Here is a 13831-nt window from a genome sequence, read left to right as displayed (position 1 = left end):
CGGACGCCTTGGTGAGGGCCCGTACGACGACGATCCGTCGGGCTCCGGCGTCCAGCACCTGGTCAAGGTTGTCCGCGTCGATCCCGCCGATGGCGAACCACGGGCGGGCCGGGGCGAGCGAGGCCGCGTAGCGCACGAGGTCCAGGCCGGGGGCGGGCCGGCCGGGCTTGGTGGGGGTGGGCCAGCAGGGGCCGGTGCAGAAGTAGTCGACGCCGGGCTCGGCAATGGCCGCGTCGACCTCGGACTCGGCGTGCGTGGAGCGGCCGATGACCGCGTCCGGGCCGATGACCGCGCGGGCGGCGGGCACCGGCAGGTCCCCCTGGCCCAGGTGCAGCACGTCGGAGCCGATGGCGTGCGCGACGTCCGCCCGGTCGTTGACCGCGAGGAGCTTGCCGTGGCGCTTGCAGGCATCGGCGAGGACCGCGAGGTGTTCCAACTCCTCGGCCGCCTCCATGCCCTTGTCGCGCAGCTGGACGATGTCCACCCCGCCGGAGAGCACCGCGTCGAGGAATTCGGGAAGGTCGCCCTGGCGCCTGCGGGCGTCCGTGCACAGGTAGAGCCGGGCGTCGGACAGCAGCGAGCGAGGCGTGGGCATGGTGCGGTTCCCCCCGGGGAAAGGCGATGGCGGTGGTTCGGCGCGGGAAGCGGGCCGCGTGGGTCGCGGCCCGCTTCCCCCGTACGGCTTTCGGTCAGACGGCGAGCGCCTGGGCGCGGCGCTTCACCTCCGTGCCGCGGTTCTCACTCAGTGCCTGCGCGGGCGTGCCCGGCAGGGTCGGGTCGGGAGTGAAGAGCCACTCGAGCATCTCCTCGTCGGAGTAGCCGTCGTCCTTCAGGAGCGTCAGGGTCCCGGAGAGGCCCTTGACCACCCGGCTGCCGTCGATGAAGGCGGCGGGCACCTGGAGGGCCCGGTTCTCCCCACGGCGTACGGCGATGAGCTGGCCCTCCTTGACCAGCTGCCGCACACGCGTCACCTCGACATCGAGCATTTCGGCGATGTCGGGCAGGTAGAGCCAGGCGGGGACGAGTGCATCGATCTTTGCGTCAATCTCGGTCACGGGACAAGCCTGCCATCCCGGACTGACAGCCGAAACCCGGACTCGGCCCTTCAGGGCCGCCCTCAGGACGCCACCGCCGACTTCAGCGGTACGGACGGGTCACCGGCCCGCTCCGCGTCGAGCCGGGCCCCCGCCTCGATGAGCCGGCGCCCCTGGGCCAGGTCGCGCGGCCGGCCGACCGCGAGCACGGCGGCCAGGACGCCGTCGCGCAGCCAGCACACCGACCATGCGGGATCGGCCGGATCGCCGCGCCACAGCAGGGTGTCGGCGTCCGCGTGGTGGCCCGCGTACTGCACGAACCGGTCGAACTGCTCGGACCAGAAGTAGGGCACGGGGTCGTAGGGCGGGACCTCCGCCGCACCCTGCGCCGCGATGTGGGCGGCGGCGGTCCGGGGGCCCTGGAGGGCGTTGTCCCAGTGGTGGACGACCAGGCGGCTGCCGTAGCGGGCGGAGGGGAAGGAGGCGCAGTCACCGACCGCGTACACATCGGGCTGCGAGGTGCGCAGCGCCGCGTCGGCGGTCACCGCCCCCTCGGGGCCGAGCGCGATGCCGGAGCCCGCCAGCCAGCCGGTGGCGGGCCGGGCGCCGATGCCGACGACGACCGCGTCGGCGGGCAGCGTGCGGCCGTCGGCGAGGACCACCGCGCCGGGCTCGATCCGGGCCACCCGGGCCCCGGTGAGGAGCCGGGCGCCGCTCTGTTCGTACCAGTCGGCCATCGGGGCGGTGACCTCGGCGGGCAGGGAGCCGGCCAGGGGGCGATCGGCGGCCTCGACGACGGTGACCGCGCAGCCGGCGGCGCGGGCGGCGGTGGCGAATTCGGCGCCGATCCAGCCGGCGCCGACGACCACGACGGTGTGGCCCGCTTCGAGGACGGGGCGCAGCCGGGCCGCGTCGTCCAGGGTGCGCAGGAGATGGACGCCGGGCACCCCGTCGGTGCCGGGCAGGGCGACGGGTTCGGCGCCGGTGGCGAGGACCAGGACGTCGTAGGGCACCGGGCCCGCCGAGGTGTCCAGTTCGTGGGCGCCGGCGCGCACCCCGGTCACCTCGCAGCCCAGGCGCAGGGCGATGCCGAGCCCGTCGAAGTCGATGTCGAAGGCGGACTCCTCGGCCTTGCCGAGCAGCACCGCCTTGGACAGCGGGGGCCGGTCGTAGGGCTGGTGGGGTTCGGCGCCGATCAGGGTGACGGGTCCGGCGAAGCCCTGTTCCCGCAGGGCGACCGCGGTCTGTACGCCCGCCATGCCCGCGCCGGCGATGACGACCCGGCGCTCCGTCCGCTCGTCGTGCCGCCCGGTCCGCTCGGTCCGCTGCTGCTGCTCGCTCACCTGTCCACCTTATGCATCTGACGGGGCGCCAGGAAAGGGGTGGTCACACCGACCGCCCTCTCCTACCCGCTCCGCGGGGCGGGGTTTAGGGTGGCCACGGTAAGACACTCGCGGGAGCCCGGACGCACTGGGCTGAGAGGGAGGCTGGCGGCCTCCGACCGTACGAACCTGATCCGGGTCATGCCGGCGAAGGGAGGGGCTGGACGCCCATGCGCACCCATCGCACCGACGGGTCCGACGTCCTCGTCATCGGGGGCGGCATCATCGGCCTGGTGACCGCCTGGCGGGCCGCACAGCGCGGCCTGTCCACCGCGCTCGCCGATCCCGAGCCGGGCGGCGGAGCGGCCCGGGTCGCGGCCGGGATGCTGGCCGCCGTCACCGAGCTGCACTACGGCGAGGAGATGCTGCTCGGGCTCAACCTCGCGTCGGCCCGGCGCTATCCGTCGTTCACGGCGGAGTTGGAGGCGGCGAGCGGACGGGACATCGGTTTCCGCACCTGCGGCACCCTGGCCGTCGCGCTGGACGCCGACGACCGCGCCCATCTGCGCGAACTCCACGAACTGCAACGGCGCTCGGGGCTTGAGTCGGAGTGGCTGACCGGGCGGGAGTGCCGCCGCCTGGAGCCGATGCTCGCGCCGGGCGTGCGCGGGGGGCTGCGGGTGGACGGCGACCACCAGGTCGACCCGCGCCGGCTGGCCGCCGCGCTGCTGACGGCCTGCGAACGGGCCGGCGTGGTCTTCCACCGCCGGCGGGCCGACCGCCTCTCGGTGGTGGCGGACCGGGCCACCGGGGCCGTCCTGGACGACGGTACGGAACTGGCGGCCGATCAGGTCGTGCTCGCGGCCGGCAGCCTCAGCGGCCGGCTCGCCGGGGTTCCCGCCCACGTCCTGCCTCCGGTCCGTCCGGTGAAGGGCCAGGTACTGCGGCTGACCGTGCCCCCGGCGTACGCCCCCTTCCTCTCGCGCACCGTGCGGGCGGTGGTCCGGGGCAGCCACATCTATCTCGTACCGCGCGAGAACGGCGAGCTGGTCGTCGGCGCCACCAGCGAGGAGATGGGCTGGGACACCACCGTCACGGCCGGCGGGGTGTACGAGCTGCTGCGCGACGCCCACGAGCTGGTGCCCGGCATCACCGAGCTGCCGCTCACCGAGACCCGGGCCGGACTGCGCCCCGCCTCCCCCGACAACGCCCCGCTGCTCGGCCGCACCGCGCTGCCCGGCCTGCACCTCGCCACCGGCCACCACCGCAACGGCGTGCTGCTCACCCCCGTCACCGGAGACGCCATGGCGTCGCTGCTGGCCGACGGCGAGCTGCCCGAGGCGGCCCGTCCCTTCTCCCCCCGCCGGTTCTCACCCGCCGCGCCCACACCCCAGGAGCAGCCCGCATGACCGAGTCCACCCCGCTCACCGTGTCCGTGAACGGCGAGCCGGTCGCCGTCGCCGCGGGCACCACCCTGGACGCGCTCGTCGCGACGCTGACCGGTGCGCCGACGGGGGTGGCGGCCGCCCTCAACGAGACCGTGGTGCCGCGCGGCCAGTGGCCCGCCGCCGCGCTCACCGAAGGCGACCGGGTCGAGGTCCTGACCGCGGTCCAGGGAGGCTGACCATGTCCGACGACCTCTTCACCCTCGGCGGCACCGACTTCGGCTCCCGGCTGATCATGGGGACGGGCGGGGCGCCCAGCCTGGACGTGCTGGAACGGTCCCTGACCGCGTCCGGCACCGAGCTGACCACGGTCGCGATGCGCCGCCTCGACCCGACCGTGCAGGGCTCGGTGCTCTCCGTACTGCGGAAGCTCTCCATCCGGGTGCTGCCGAACACGGCGGGCTGCTACACCGCGGGCGAGGCCGTGCTCACCGCCCGGCTGGCCCGCGAGGCGCTGGGGACGGACTGGGTCAAGCTGGAGGTGGTGGCCGACGAGCGCACCCTGCTGCCCGACCCGGTCGAGCTGCTGGACGCCGCCGAGACGCTGGTGGACGACGGTTTCACCGTGCTGCCGTACACCAACGACGACCCGGTGCTGGCCCGGAAGCTGGAGGACGTGGGGTGTGCGGCGGTCATGCCGCTCGGCTCCCCCATCGGCTCGGGGCTGGGCATCCGCAACCCGCACAACTTCCAGCTGATCACCGAGCAGGCCCGGGTTCCGGTGATCCTGGACGCGGGCGCCGGGACCGCGTCGGACGCGGCGCTCGCCATGGAGCTGGGCTGCGCGGCCGTGATGCTCGCCTCGGCGGTGACCCGCGCCCAGGAGCCCGAGCTGATGGCCGCCGCGATGCGGCACGCGGTGGAGGGCGGGCGTCTCGCGTACCGCGCCGGGCGCATCCCGCGCCGCCACTTCGCCGAGGCGTCGTCGCCGGTGACCGGGCGCGCGGTACTCGATCCGGAGCGCCCGGCGTTCTGAGACGCGCCGCCGGGCCGCCGGAACCGGGGATTCCGGCCGTGGGGCGCATGTCCCTGTCACGGCTCGGCTTCAGTACGGCGCCGGGTTCGCCCCGGAGCGTCGGCCGTGTCCGTGGCGGCTCGTAGACTCGCATGGTGGATACGACCCTCCAGGACCCCCTCGTCGGGCAGCTGCTCGACGGCCGCTACCGCGTCGATGCCCGCATCGCCGTGGGCGGCATGGCCACGGTCTACCGGGCCATGGACACCCGGCTCGACCGGGTGCTCGCCCTCAAGGTGATGCACCCGGCGCTCGCGGCCGACGCCACGTTCGTCGAGCGCTTCATCCGCGAGGCCAAGTCGGTGGCGCTGCTCGCCCACCCCAACGTCGTCGCGGTCTTCGACCAGGGCGCCCAGGAGCAGTACGTCTACCTGGCGATGGAGTACGTCGCCGGGTGCACGCTGCGCGATGTGCTGAGCGAGCGCGGTGCGCTCCAGCCGAGGGCCGCGCTGGACATCCTGGAGTCGGTGCTCGCGGCGCTCGGCGCGGCGCACCGGGCGGGCTTCGTGCACCGCGACATGAAGCCGGAGAACGTGCTGATCGGGGACGACGGCCGGGTCAAGGTCGCCGACTTCGGCCTGGTCAGGGCCGTGGACTCGGTGACGAACACCACCGGGACGATCCTCGGCACCGTCTCGTACCTCGCCCCCGAGCAGATAGAGCACGGCACGGCCGACACCCGCGCCGACGTGTACGCCTGCGGTGTGGTGCTGTACGAGATGCTGACGGGCGACAAGCCGCGCGACGGCGACTCCCCCGCGCAGATCATCTACCAGCACCTGAACGAGGACGTGGCGCCCCCGTCCGCCGTCGTCCCCGGGCTCGCCCCCGAACTGGACGAGCTGGTCGCGAGCGCCACCGCCCGTGACCCGGAGGCCCGCCCGTTCGACGCGGTGGCGCTGCTCGCCGAGGCCCGCCGGGCCCGCGCCGCCCTCACGGACGCCCAGCTCGACGCCGTACCCCCGCAGGCCCGCACCGGGGAGCGGGACGAGGCCGTCGCGGACGGGGACACGGAGAAGACCGACTCCCGTACGACGGTGCTCCCCCGGGTGCTCCCGCAGGACCTGGGCACCGCCCACCACACCAGTCGGCTGGAGATGCCCCCGCCCCCGGAGCAGCCCCTGCCGCCCCGCCGGACCGGACTGCGCGGCGGTCCCCGGCACGGCCTGATAGCGGCGGTCCTCGCGGTGCTGCTGGTCCTGGGTGTCGGCGGCGGCGTCTGGTACATCAACTCCGGGCAGTTCACCAAGGTCCCCTCGCTGCTCGGCCAGACCGAGAAGACCGCCCGGCAGCGGCTCTCGGACGGCGGTCTCGACGTGAAGGGCGTCGAGCGCGCCTACAGCGACACCGTCGACCGGGGCAAGGTGATCAGCAGCGACCCGAAGTCGGGCGCGCGGATCAGGGACAACGGCTCGGTCTCGCTCGTCGTCTCACGCGGGCCCGAGATCGTGGAGGTGCCCGACGTCGAGGGCGTACGTCTCGCCGACGCCAAGCGGCAGCTGAAGAAGGCGGGCCTGCTCCCCGGCATGGTCACCAAGGAGTTCAGCGACGACGTGGCGGCCGGCGAGGTGGTGCGCACGGACCCCGAGGCGGGCACCGAGCGCCACCCGGACTCGGCGGTCGCGCTCGTGGTCTCCAAGGGCAGCCCCGTGGACGTCCCCGACGTCACCGGGCTCTCCGTCGAGGACGCCACCGACGCGCTGGCCGACGAGGGGCTGAAGGCCGAGGTCGCGCCCGGCCGGGTGCACTCGCCCGAGGACAAGGGCGACGTCGCCCGCCAGTCGCCGGCCGAGGGCGCCGAGGCGGCCGAGGGCGACACCGTCACGCTGACGGTGTCCGACGGGCCGCGGATGGTCCAGGTGCCGGACGTCACCGGCAAGGACGTGGACGACGCCCGCGGCGAGCTGGAGGCGGCGGGCTTCGAGGTCAAGGTCGACCGTCCGTTCCTCTCCTTCAGCGACAAGATCGCGAGCCAGTCCGTGGACGGCGGCGACAAGGCCCCCGAGGGCAGCACCATCACGATCAAGACCAAGGGACTGTAGATCCGTATGCGCAACCCCGTCGGCGGCCATGTACCCGTGGCCGGCGGCCTCGCCAAGGTCGGCCTTCCGTACGCCCGCGGGATGGGCGCGGAGGCCGTCCAGGTCTTCGTCGCCAATCCGCGCGGCTGGGCCACCCCGGCCGGCAACCCGGCGCAGGACGCGCTGTTCCGCGCCGAGTGCGCCGCCGCGTCCCTGCCGGCGTACGTGCACGCTCCGTACCTGATCAACTTCGGTTCGCACACGCCGGCCACGGCGGAGCGGTCCGTTGAGTCGCTGCGCCACTCGCTGCGCCGGGCCCGCCAGATCGGCGCGCTGGGCGTCGTGGTGCACACCGGCTCTGCGACCGGCGGGCGGCCCCGCGAGGAGGCCCTGGCCCAGGTGCGCGCGTACATGCGGCCGCTGCTGGACGAGCTGACGCACGACGACGACCCGTTCCTGCTGCTGGAGTCGACGGCGGGCCAGGGCTCCTCGCTCTGCTCGCGGACCTGGGACTTCGGCCCGTACTTCGAGGCGCTGGACGCCCATCCGAAGCTCGGGATCTGCCTGGACACCTGCCACATCTTCGCGGCGGGGCACGACCTCGCGGGCCCCGGCGGGATGAGGCAGACGCTGGACCTGCTGGTGGAGACGGTCGGCGAGGGCAGGCTGAAGCTGATCCACGCCAATGACTCCAAGGACGTCACCGGCGCCCACAAGGACCGGCACGAGAACATCGGGGCGGGTCACATCGGGGAGGAGCCGTTCCGCGAGCTGTTCACCCATCCCGCCACCGAGGGCGTTCCGCTGGTCATCGAGACCCCGGGCGGCAAGGAGGGGCACGCCGCCGACGTGGCCCGGCTCCAGGCGCTGCGCGACGGGAGCTGACCGGGCGGCGTCGCGGACGCCGCGCCCGGCTCAGAGCTCGGGGCCGTCCCCGGGCTCCTCCTGGTAGGAATAGCGCTGTTCCTTCCAGGGGTCGCCGACGTTGTGATAGCCGCGCTCCTCCCAGAAGCCCCGGCGGTCGGCGGTCATGTACTCGACGCCCCGGACCCACTTGGGGCCCTTCCAGGCGTACAGGTGCGGGACGACGAGCCGGAGCGGGAAGCCGTGCTCGGCGGTGAGCAGTTCGCCGCCCTTGTGGGTGGCGAACAGGGCCCGCTCGGAGGTGAAGTCGTCGAGCCGGAGATTCGAACTGAATCCGTACTCGGCCCACACCATCACATGGGTGACCTGAGGGGCGGGCGGTGCGAGAGCGACGATATCGCGGGCGAGCACGCCGCCCCATTCCGCTCCGAGCATGCTGAATTTCGTCACGCAATGCAGATCGGCGACGACGGAGGAGAACGGCAGCGCCGAGAATTCCTCATGGTTCCAGCAGTGCTTCCCGCCGTCGGCCGTGGCGCCGAAAACGCGGAACTCCCAGCGGTCGGGCTTGAACTTGGGCACCGGCCCGTAGTGGGTGACCGGCCATCCTCGCTGCAGTCGCTGGCCCGGCGGAAGCTCGGACTGTTCTGATGCGCGGTTTTCCCGGCTTTCCGGCTGACCCATGACTCCATGGTGACAGACAGGCAGGGGTGGTCGTGACCAGGGCCGAGCCGATTGGGGCAACTCGCACTAAGCGTGCACTTACTGGACGGCCATCGGGTGCGATGCGAGGATGCGGCCAACGTGCCCAGTTCACCGGTTGGAAGGAGCCTCTGCGATGCAGGGCGACCCCGAGGTCATCGAGTTCCTCAACGAACAGCTGACCGCCGAATTGACTGCCATCAATCAGTACTTCCTGCACGCGAAGATGCAGGACAACTTCGGCTGGACGAAGCTCGCGAAATACACACGCGCGGAGTCCTTCGACGAGATGAAGCACGCCGAGATCCTGACCGACCGCATTCTCTTTCTCGACGGCCTGCCGAACTATCAGCGGCTGTTCCACGTGCGTGTGGGCCAGACGGTCACCGAAATGTTCCAGGCGGACCGGCAGATCGAGGTGGAGGCGATCGACCGCCTCAAGCGCGGCATCGAGCTGATGCGCAACAAGGGCGACATCACCTCGGCGAACATCTTCGAGTCGATCCTCGCGGACGAGGAGCACCACATCGACTACCTCGACACGCAGCTGGACCTGGTCGAGAAGCTGGGCGAGCCGCTGTACATCGCCCAGCTGATCGAGCAGCCGGACAGCTGACCGCGCCGGGAGGCCGGGGACGCGCTCAGGCGGCTTCGGGAAGCCCGGACGCCGGCTCGGAGAGGGGCGCGGGAAGCGCGGCGGTGGCGGGCGACTGCTTCCCGTCGAGGAGCTCGCGGCGCGGGCAGGAGCCCCGTCCGAGCATCGCCTGGATGGTGCGGACGCAGCCGCCGCAGTCCGTGCCGGCCTTGCAGGCGGAGGCGATCTGGCGGGGCGTACCGGCCCCTGCTGCCGCATGGTCCTTGACCTGCTGCTCCGTAACGCCGAAGCACGAGCAGACGTACATGCGGTTCACCTCCCGGCGGGGACGGATCGTGGGCGCCGCCCCGATGATCGGTGAGGCTAACCTTACCCGCCGCCCCGGGGCGGTAAAAGTCCGTGAACGCCCTGTGGGGCACGGATCACATTCGATCCGTGCCCCACAGTCGTACGGGTGTCGCCCGCCGTGACGCCTACTGGTCCCGGTACATCTCGGCGACCAGGAACGCCAGGTCGAGCGACTGGCTGCGGTTGAGCCGGGGGTCGCACGCCGTCTCGTAGCGCTGGTGGAGGTCGTCCACGAAGATCTCGTGGCCGCCGCCGACGCACTCGGTGACGTCGTCGCCGGTGAGCTCGACGTGGATGCCGCCCGGGTGCGTGCCGAGGCCCTTGTGGACCTCGAAGAAGCCCTTGACCTCGTCCAGGACGTCGTCGAAGCGGCGCGTCTTGTGACCGGAGGCGGCCTCGAAGGTGTTGCCGTGCATCGGGTCGGTCACCCAGGCCACGGTGGCGCCGGAGGCGGTGACCTTCTCGACCAGCTCGGGCAGCTTGTCGCGGACCTTGTCGGCGCCCATCCGGACGATGAAGGTCAGCCGGCCGGGCTCGCGCTCCGGGTCGAGGCGCTCGATGTAGCCCAGGGCCTCGTCGACGGTGGTCGTCGGGCCGAGCTTGATGCCGATGGGGTTGCGGATCTTCGAGGCGAACTCGATGTGCGCCCCGTCCATCTGGCGGGTGCGCTCACCGATCCACACCATGTGGCCCGAGGTGTCGTACAGCCGGCCGGTGCGCGAGTCGGTGCGGGTCAGCGCCGTCTCGTAGTCCAGCAGCAGGGCCTCGTGCGAGGCGTAGAACTCGACCGCCTTGAACTCGGCCGGGTCGGTGCCGCAGGCCTTCATGAAGTTCAGCGCGTTGTCGATCTCGCGGGCCAGGGCCTCGTAGCGCTGGCCGGAGGGCGAGGACTTCACGAAGTCCTGGTTCCAGGCGTGCACCTGGCGCAGGTCGGCGTAACCGCCGGTGGTGAAGGCGCGCACGAGGTTCAGCGTGGAGGCGGAGGCGTGGTACATCCGCTTCAGCCGCTCCGGGTCGGGGACCCGGTCGGCCTCGGTGAAGGCGAAGCCGTTGACGGAGTCGCCGCGGTAGGTCGGCAGGGTCACGCCGTCGCGGGTCTCGGTCGGCTTGGAGCGCGGCTTGGAGTACTGACCGGCGATCCGGCCGACCTTGACGACGGGCACGGAGGCCGCGTAGGTGAGGACGGCGCTCATCTGGAGCAGCGTCTTCAGCTTGGCCCGGATGTGCTCGGCCGACACGGCGTCGAAGGCCTCGGCGCAGTCGCCGCCCTGCAAGAGGAACGCCTCGCCCTTGGCGACGGCTCCCATACGGGCACGCAGCTGGTCGCACTCGCCGGCGAAGACGAGCGGCGGATACGACGCGAGGTCCGCGAGTGCATCGCGCAGGGCCTCGGAGTCGGGGTACTCGGGCTGCTGCGCCGCGGGAAGGTCTCGCCAGGTGTTGCCACCGGCGACGGAGGTATTGGCGTTCACGGTCACGGCCCCCACATTACGGGGTCGCGTCCACTGCTTTTCCGGTTGCTCAGTGACTGAGACGGACGTCTCGGCGCGGCCGGTCCCGGGCCTGACAGCGGGGCCTGCTAATCTCACATTTTTCAGCGTTGAACAAGTGGACAACAGGGGTGGGGACTTGAAGCGGAATCACCGTAGGGACCTCCGGAAGAGACGGCTGCTGTTCGGCGCCGGTGCCGCTGTCGTCGCCACCGCGACGATCGGCACCCTGGCGATGGCCTCCCAGGGCCCCGCGTCCACGGACGCCGGGCCGGCCTCGGCGTCCGCCGTGCTCCAGGCCCAGTTCGAGGACGCGGCCCGCGAGTTCGACGTGCCGCAGAGCGTGCTGATGGCGGTCTCCTACCGGCAGACGCTGTGGGAGAGCCACGACGGCGAGCCGAGCACCAGCGGCGCGTACAACGTCATGGGGCTCACCCGGGTGACCGAGGGCGACGTCGAGCAGCCGACCGACGCGGAGCGGCTCGCGCACCTCAACATGAGCGGCGACCCCGCCGTGACGAAGCACTTCGACGCCAAGCGCGCCCTGCGCGAGCTGCCGAAGAAGGTGAACACCGAGGCGCCCGAGCTGCACACGCTCGACGAGGCCGCGGAGCTCATCGACAAGCCGGCCGGCTCCGTGCAGGACGACACCGCGCAGAGCATCCGCGCGGGCGCCGCGCTGCTCGCGAAGTACCAGAAGGAAGCGACCGGCTCGCTGTCCGAGGACGCCGGCACGTGGTACCCCGCCGTGGCGCGCTTCAGCCAGGCGCCGGACACCAAGGGCGCCACGCTCTTCGCCAACCGCGTCTTCGAGTCGGTCAAGAACGGTGAGAGCCGGGTGACGGCGGACGGCCAGCAGTTGTCGCTGCCCGCCGACCCGTCGGTGACCCCGGTCAAGCCCGCGAAGATGCCGCTGGCCGCGACGAACGCGAGCACCGCCGCGACGCCCGCCCCGGAGTGCCCCGCCGGGCTGAACTGCGACTTCAAGCCGGCCGGGTACAAGCAGGTCGGCAAGGACGCGGACGACTTCGGGAACTACAACGAGGCGAACCGTCCGGGCAGCGGCGAGGACATCCGCTACATCGTCATCCATGACACCGAGGGCGGCTACGCCGGTTCGCTGGCCACCTTCCAGAACCCGGCCTCGTATGCCAGTGCGCACTACCTGATCCGGGCCAACGACGGCCTGGTCACCCAGCTGGTGCAGACGAAGGACGAGGCGTGGCACGCGGCGAACAAGACCGTGAACATGCACTCGGTCGGCATCGAGCACGAGGGCTACGCGATCAAGTCGGGCAGCTGGTACACCGAGCCGCAGTACGAGTCCTCCGCGACGCTCGTGAAGTTCCTCGCCGGCAAGTTCGGCATCCCGCTGGACCGTGAGCACATCATCGGCCACGACGAGGTGCCGGGCGTCCTGGACGCCAATGTCGCGAGCCAGCACTGGGACCCGGGCCCCTTCTGGGACTGGAACCACTACATGTCCCTGATCGGCGCCCCGACCGGTGACAGCGGCGCGGGCGGCCCCGTCAAGGCCGGTGAGGTGGTCCGGGTGGTGCCCCCGTTCACCACGGCCAACCAGCCGGCGCTGACGTACGGCGGCAGCGCGGTCGCCACGCAGCCGACCAACTTCGGTTACCTGTACGCCTCGGCCTCCACGTCCGCGTCGAAGATCGTCGACCCGTACATGCCGAACGTGAAGGACACCGACGCCCCGAACTGGGGCAACAAGGTCGTCGCCGGCGGCGAGTACGTCGTCGCCGAGTCGAAGGGCGACTGGACCGCCATCTGGTACGGCGGCAAGAAGGCCTGGTTCCAGAACCCGGGCGGCCAGTTCACCAAGGCGGTCGCCAAGACCGCCCAGCCGGTGCTGAAGGCCAAGGCCGGTGCGACGTCCATTCCGGTGTACGGGCGCGCCTACCCGGAGGACGCCGCGTACGCGGGCACCGGGGTCCCGGTGCAGACCAAGAACAACGACTCGCTGACGAAGTACAGCATCCCGGCGGGCCAGGCCTATACCCAGGCCGGTCCGGCGCAGGCGGGTGACTACTGGTTCGCGGGTACGTTCGCGGGAACCGAGGGCAACGACCGCACGCTGGTGAAGGGGACCACCAACCTCTTCTACCCGATCCGCTACAACCACCGCATCGCCTGGGTGAAGGCCGGCGACGTCCAGCAGGCGAGCAGCACCGTCCCGGACGCCGGGACCAACCGGTACGACATGATCGGCCGGGACAGCGCCGGACGCATCTGGCAGTACCAGGGCACCGGCAGCGCCTCCTCGCCGTACTACCGCCGCTACCAGGCGGGCTACGGCTGGGGCAGCTACACGGCGATCACCGCCATGACCGCGCTGCGGGCGGACGGCACGGGTGACTTCGTGGCCCGCGACCAGGACGGCGTGCTCTGGTACTACCGGGGCAGCGGCAACCCGGACAAGCCGTACAAGGCCCGGCTCAAGATCGGCAGCGGCTGGAACCAGTACAACAGCCTGACCGGCATGCGCGACCTCGACGGTGACGGCAAGGCCGACCTGATCGCCCGCAACGCCGCCGGCGTGATCTATTTCTACAAGGGCACCGGCGAGCCGTCCAAGCCCTTCCTGCCCAAGGCCCAGGTCGGCACCGGCTGGGAGATCTACGACGCGATCGTCTCCACCGGCGACCTGAACGGCGACGGCAAGGCGGACTTCGTGGCCCGGGACAAGTCCGGGGTGCTGTGGATCTACACGGGCACCGGCTCGGCCACCTCCCCGTACGACAAGCGGGTGCGCATCGGCACGGGCTGGGGCACGTACAAGCTGCTGCTCGGGCCGAGCGACCTGGACCGTGACGGCCGGGGCGACCTGGTCGCCGTGGACGGTTCCGGGAACTTCTGGTTCTACCACTCCACCGGCAGCGTGACGGCCCCGTTCGCGGCGAAGTCGCAGGTCGGGACCGGGTGGCAGATCTACGACACCCTGTTCTAGACGAGCGGGCGTCCCCTGACGACGGGG

Annotated in this window: 13 protein-coding genes and 1 riboswitch; of the genes, 7 read left to right on the top strand and 6 right to left on the bottom strand. The window is 71.9% G+C overall.

All coding sequences use genetic code 11. The features are described 5' to 3' along the window. The 3 genes from thiE to E6P78_RS31825 all read right to left on the bottom strand — a co-directional run. A partial coding sequence (gene thiE, locus E6P78_RS31835) for a thiamine phosphate synthase (protein ID WP_136207102.1) occupies positions 1 to 595 on the bottom strand: 595 nt, incomplete at its 3' end. Positions 596 to 689: 94 nt separating this feature from the next. Beyond that, positions 690 to 1055 carry an Rv2175c family DNA-binding protein gene (locus E6P78_RS31830; RefSeq protein ID WP_136207101.1) on the bottom strand — a complete coding sequence of 122 codons (366 nt, stop codon included), beginning with the start codon at positions 1053 to 1055 and terminating at the stop codon, positions 690 to 692. A gap of 62 nt (positions 1056 to 1117) precedes the next feature. Next, positions 1118 to 2293 (bottom strand): FAD-dependent oxidoreductase, encoded by a 1176-nt coding sequence (locus E6P78_RS31825; protein ID WP_240799457.1) that lies wholly within the window; start codon positions 2291 to 2293, stop codon positions 1118 to 1120. A gap of 184 nt (positions 2294 to 2477) precedes the next feature. Next, positions 2478 to 2589, top strand: a riboswitch (TPP riboswitch). Here E6P78_RS31825 and thiO point away from each other — a divergent pair. The 5 genes from thiO (at position 2587) to E6P78_RS31800 (ending at position 7722) form a co-directional block, all read left to right on the top strand. Beyond that, a complete protein-coding gene (thiO, locus tag E6P78_RS31820) occupies positions 2587 to 3765 on the top strand; it encodes a glycine oxidase ThiO (RefSeq protein ID WP_136207100.1) in 1179 nt (392 codons plus the stop codon). It overlaps the preceding riboswitch by 3 nt. Continuing rightward, complete coding sequence (thiS, locus tag E6P78_RS31815; RefSeq protein ID WP_136207099.1) at positions 3762 to 3980, top strand: sulfur carrier protein ThiS; 219 nt, start codon at positions 3762 to 3764, stop codon at positions 3978 to 3980. Before thiO ends, thiS begins: the two co-directional genes overlap by 4 nt. Positions 3981 to 3982: 2 nt before the next feature. Next, positions 3983 to 4777 (top strand): thiazole synthase, encoded by a 795-nt coding sequence (locus E6P78_RS31810; RefSeq protein ID WP_136207098.1) that lies wholly within the window; start codon positions 3983 to 3985, stop codon positions 4775 to 4777. 134 nt (positions 4778 to 4911) lie between these two features. Continuing rightward, on the top strand, positions 4912 to 6858 hold the full coding sequence (gene pknB, locus E6P78_RS31805; RefSeq protein ID WP_136207097.1) for a Stk1 family PASTA domain-containing Ser/Thr kinase: 1947 nt from the start codon (positions 4912 to 4914) through the stop codon (positions 6856 to 6858). Positions 6859 to 6864: 6 nt separating this feature from the next. Further along, the gene (locus E6P78_RS31800; RefSeq protein ID WP_136207096.1) at positions 6865 to 7722 is read left to right on the top strand and encodes a deoxyribonuclease IV; all 858 of its coding nucleotides are present in this window, start codon (positions 6865 to 6867) and stop codon (positions 7720 to 7722) included. A 30-nt stretch (positions 7723 to 7752) separates the two neighbouring features. Here E6P78_RS31800 and E6P78_RS31790 read toward each other — a convergent pair whose 3' ends face one another. Then, positions 7753 to 8385 (bottom strand): sulfite oxidase-like oxidoreductase, encoded by a 633-nt coding sequence (locus tag E6P78_RS31790; protein WP_136207095.1) that lies wholly within the window; start codon positions 8383 to 8385, stop codon positions 7753 to 7755. A gap of 154 nt (positions 8386 to 8539) precedes the next feature. On the opposite strand from E6P78_RS31790, the gene bfr reads away from it, so the two are divergent. Further along, a complete protein-coding gene (gene bfr / locus E6P78_RS31785) occupies positions 8540 to 9019 on the top strand; it encodes a bacterioferritin (protein WP_136207094.1) in 480 nt (159 codons plus the stop codon). Between the two features lie 25 nt (positions 9020 to 9044). Here the strand turns inward: bfr and E6P78_RS31780 are convergent, their stop codons facing one another. Together E6P78_RS31780 and E6P78_RS31775 are read right to left on the bottom strand one after the other, a co-directional pair. Continuing rightward, positions 9045 to 9305 carry a (2Fe-2S)-binding protein gene (locus E6P78_RS31780; protein WP_168712759.1) on the bottom strand — a complete coding sequence of 87 codons (261 nt, stop codon included), beginning with the start codon at positions 9303 to 9305 and terminating at the stop codon, positions 9045 to 9047. 166 nt (positions 9306 to 9471) lie between these two features. Further along, on the bottom strand, positions 9472 to 10824 hold the full coding sequence (locus tag E6P78_RS31775) for a 3-deoxy-7-phosphoheptulonate synthase class II (RefSeq protein ID WP_136207092.1): 1353 nt from the start codon (positions 10822 to 10824) through the stop codon (positions 9472 to 9474). A gap of 151 nt (positions 10825 to 10975) precedes the next feature. Between E6P78_RS31775 and E6P78_RS31770 the strand changes: the two genes are divergently transcribed. Continuing rightward, a complete protein-coding gene (locus E6P78_RS31770; protein WP_136207091.1) occupies positions 10976 to 13804 on the top strand; it encodes an N-acetylmuramoyl-L-alanine amidase in 2829 nt (942 codons plus the stop codon). The last annotated feature ends 27 nt before the right edge of the window (positions 13805 to 13831 follow it).

The organism is Streptomyces sp. A0958, from assembly GCF_004795035.1.
Classification (GTDB): Bacteria; Actinomycetota; Actinomycetes; order Streptomycetales; family Streptomycetaceae; genus Streptomyces.
The sequence above is the reverse complement of the archived record's forward strand: the minus strand, read 5'-3'. Positions and strand labels throughout refer to the sequence as shown.

Coding starts and splice junctions, on each gene's coding strand:
- E6P78_RS31825 (WP_240799457.1), bottom strand. CDS start 2,293: ATGGCGGGCGTACAGACCGCGGTCGCCCTGCGGGAACAGGGCTTCGCC.
- thiO (WP_136207100.1), top strand. CDS start 2,587: ATGCGCACCCATCGCACCGACGGGTCCGACGTCCTCGTCATCGGGGGC.
- thiS (WP_136207099.1), top strand. CDS start 3,762: ATGACCGAGTCCACCCCGCTCACCGTGTCCGTGAACGGCGAGCCGGTC.
- E6P78_RS31810 (WP_136207098.1), top strand. CDS start 3,983: ATGTCCGACGACCTCTTCACCCTCGGCGGCACCGACTTCGGCTCCCGG.
- E6P78_RS31800 (WP_136207096.1), top strand. CDS start 6,865: ATGCGCAACCCCGTCGGCGGCCATGTACCCGTGGCCGGCGGCCTCGCC.
- E6P78_RS31790 (WP_136207095.1), bottom strand. CDS start 8,385: ATGGGTCAGCCGGAAAGCCGGGAAAACCGCGCATCAGAACAGTCCGAG.
- bfr (WP_136207094.1), top strand. CDS start 8,540: ATGCAGGGCGACCCCGAGGTCATCGAGTTCCTCAACGAACAGCTGACC.
- E6P78_RS31780 (WP_168712759.1), bottom strand. CDS start 9,305: ATGTACGTCTGCTCGTGCTTCGGCGTTACGGAGCAGCAGGTCAAGGAC.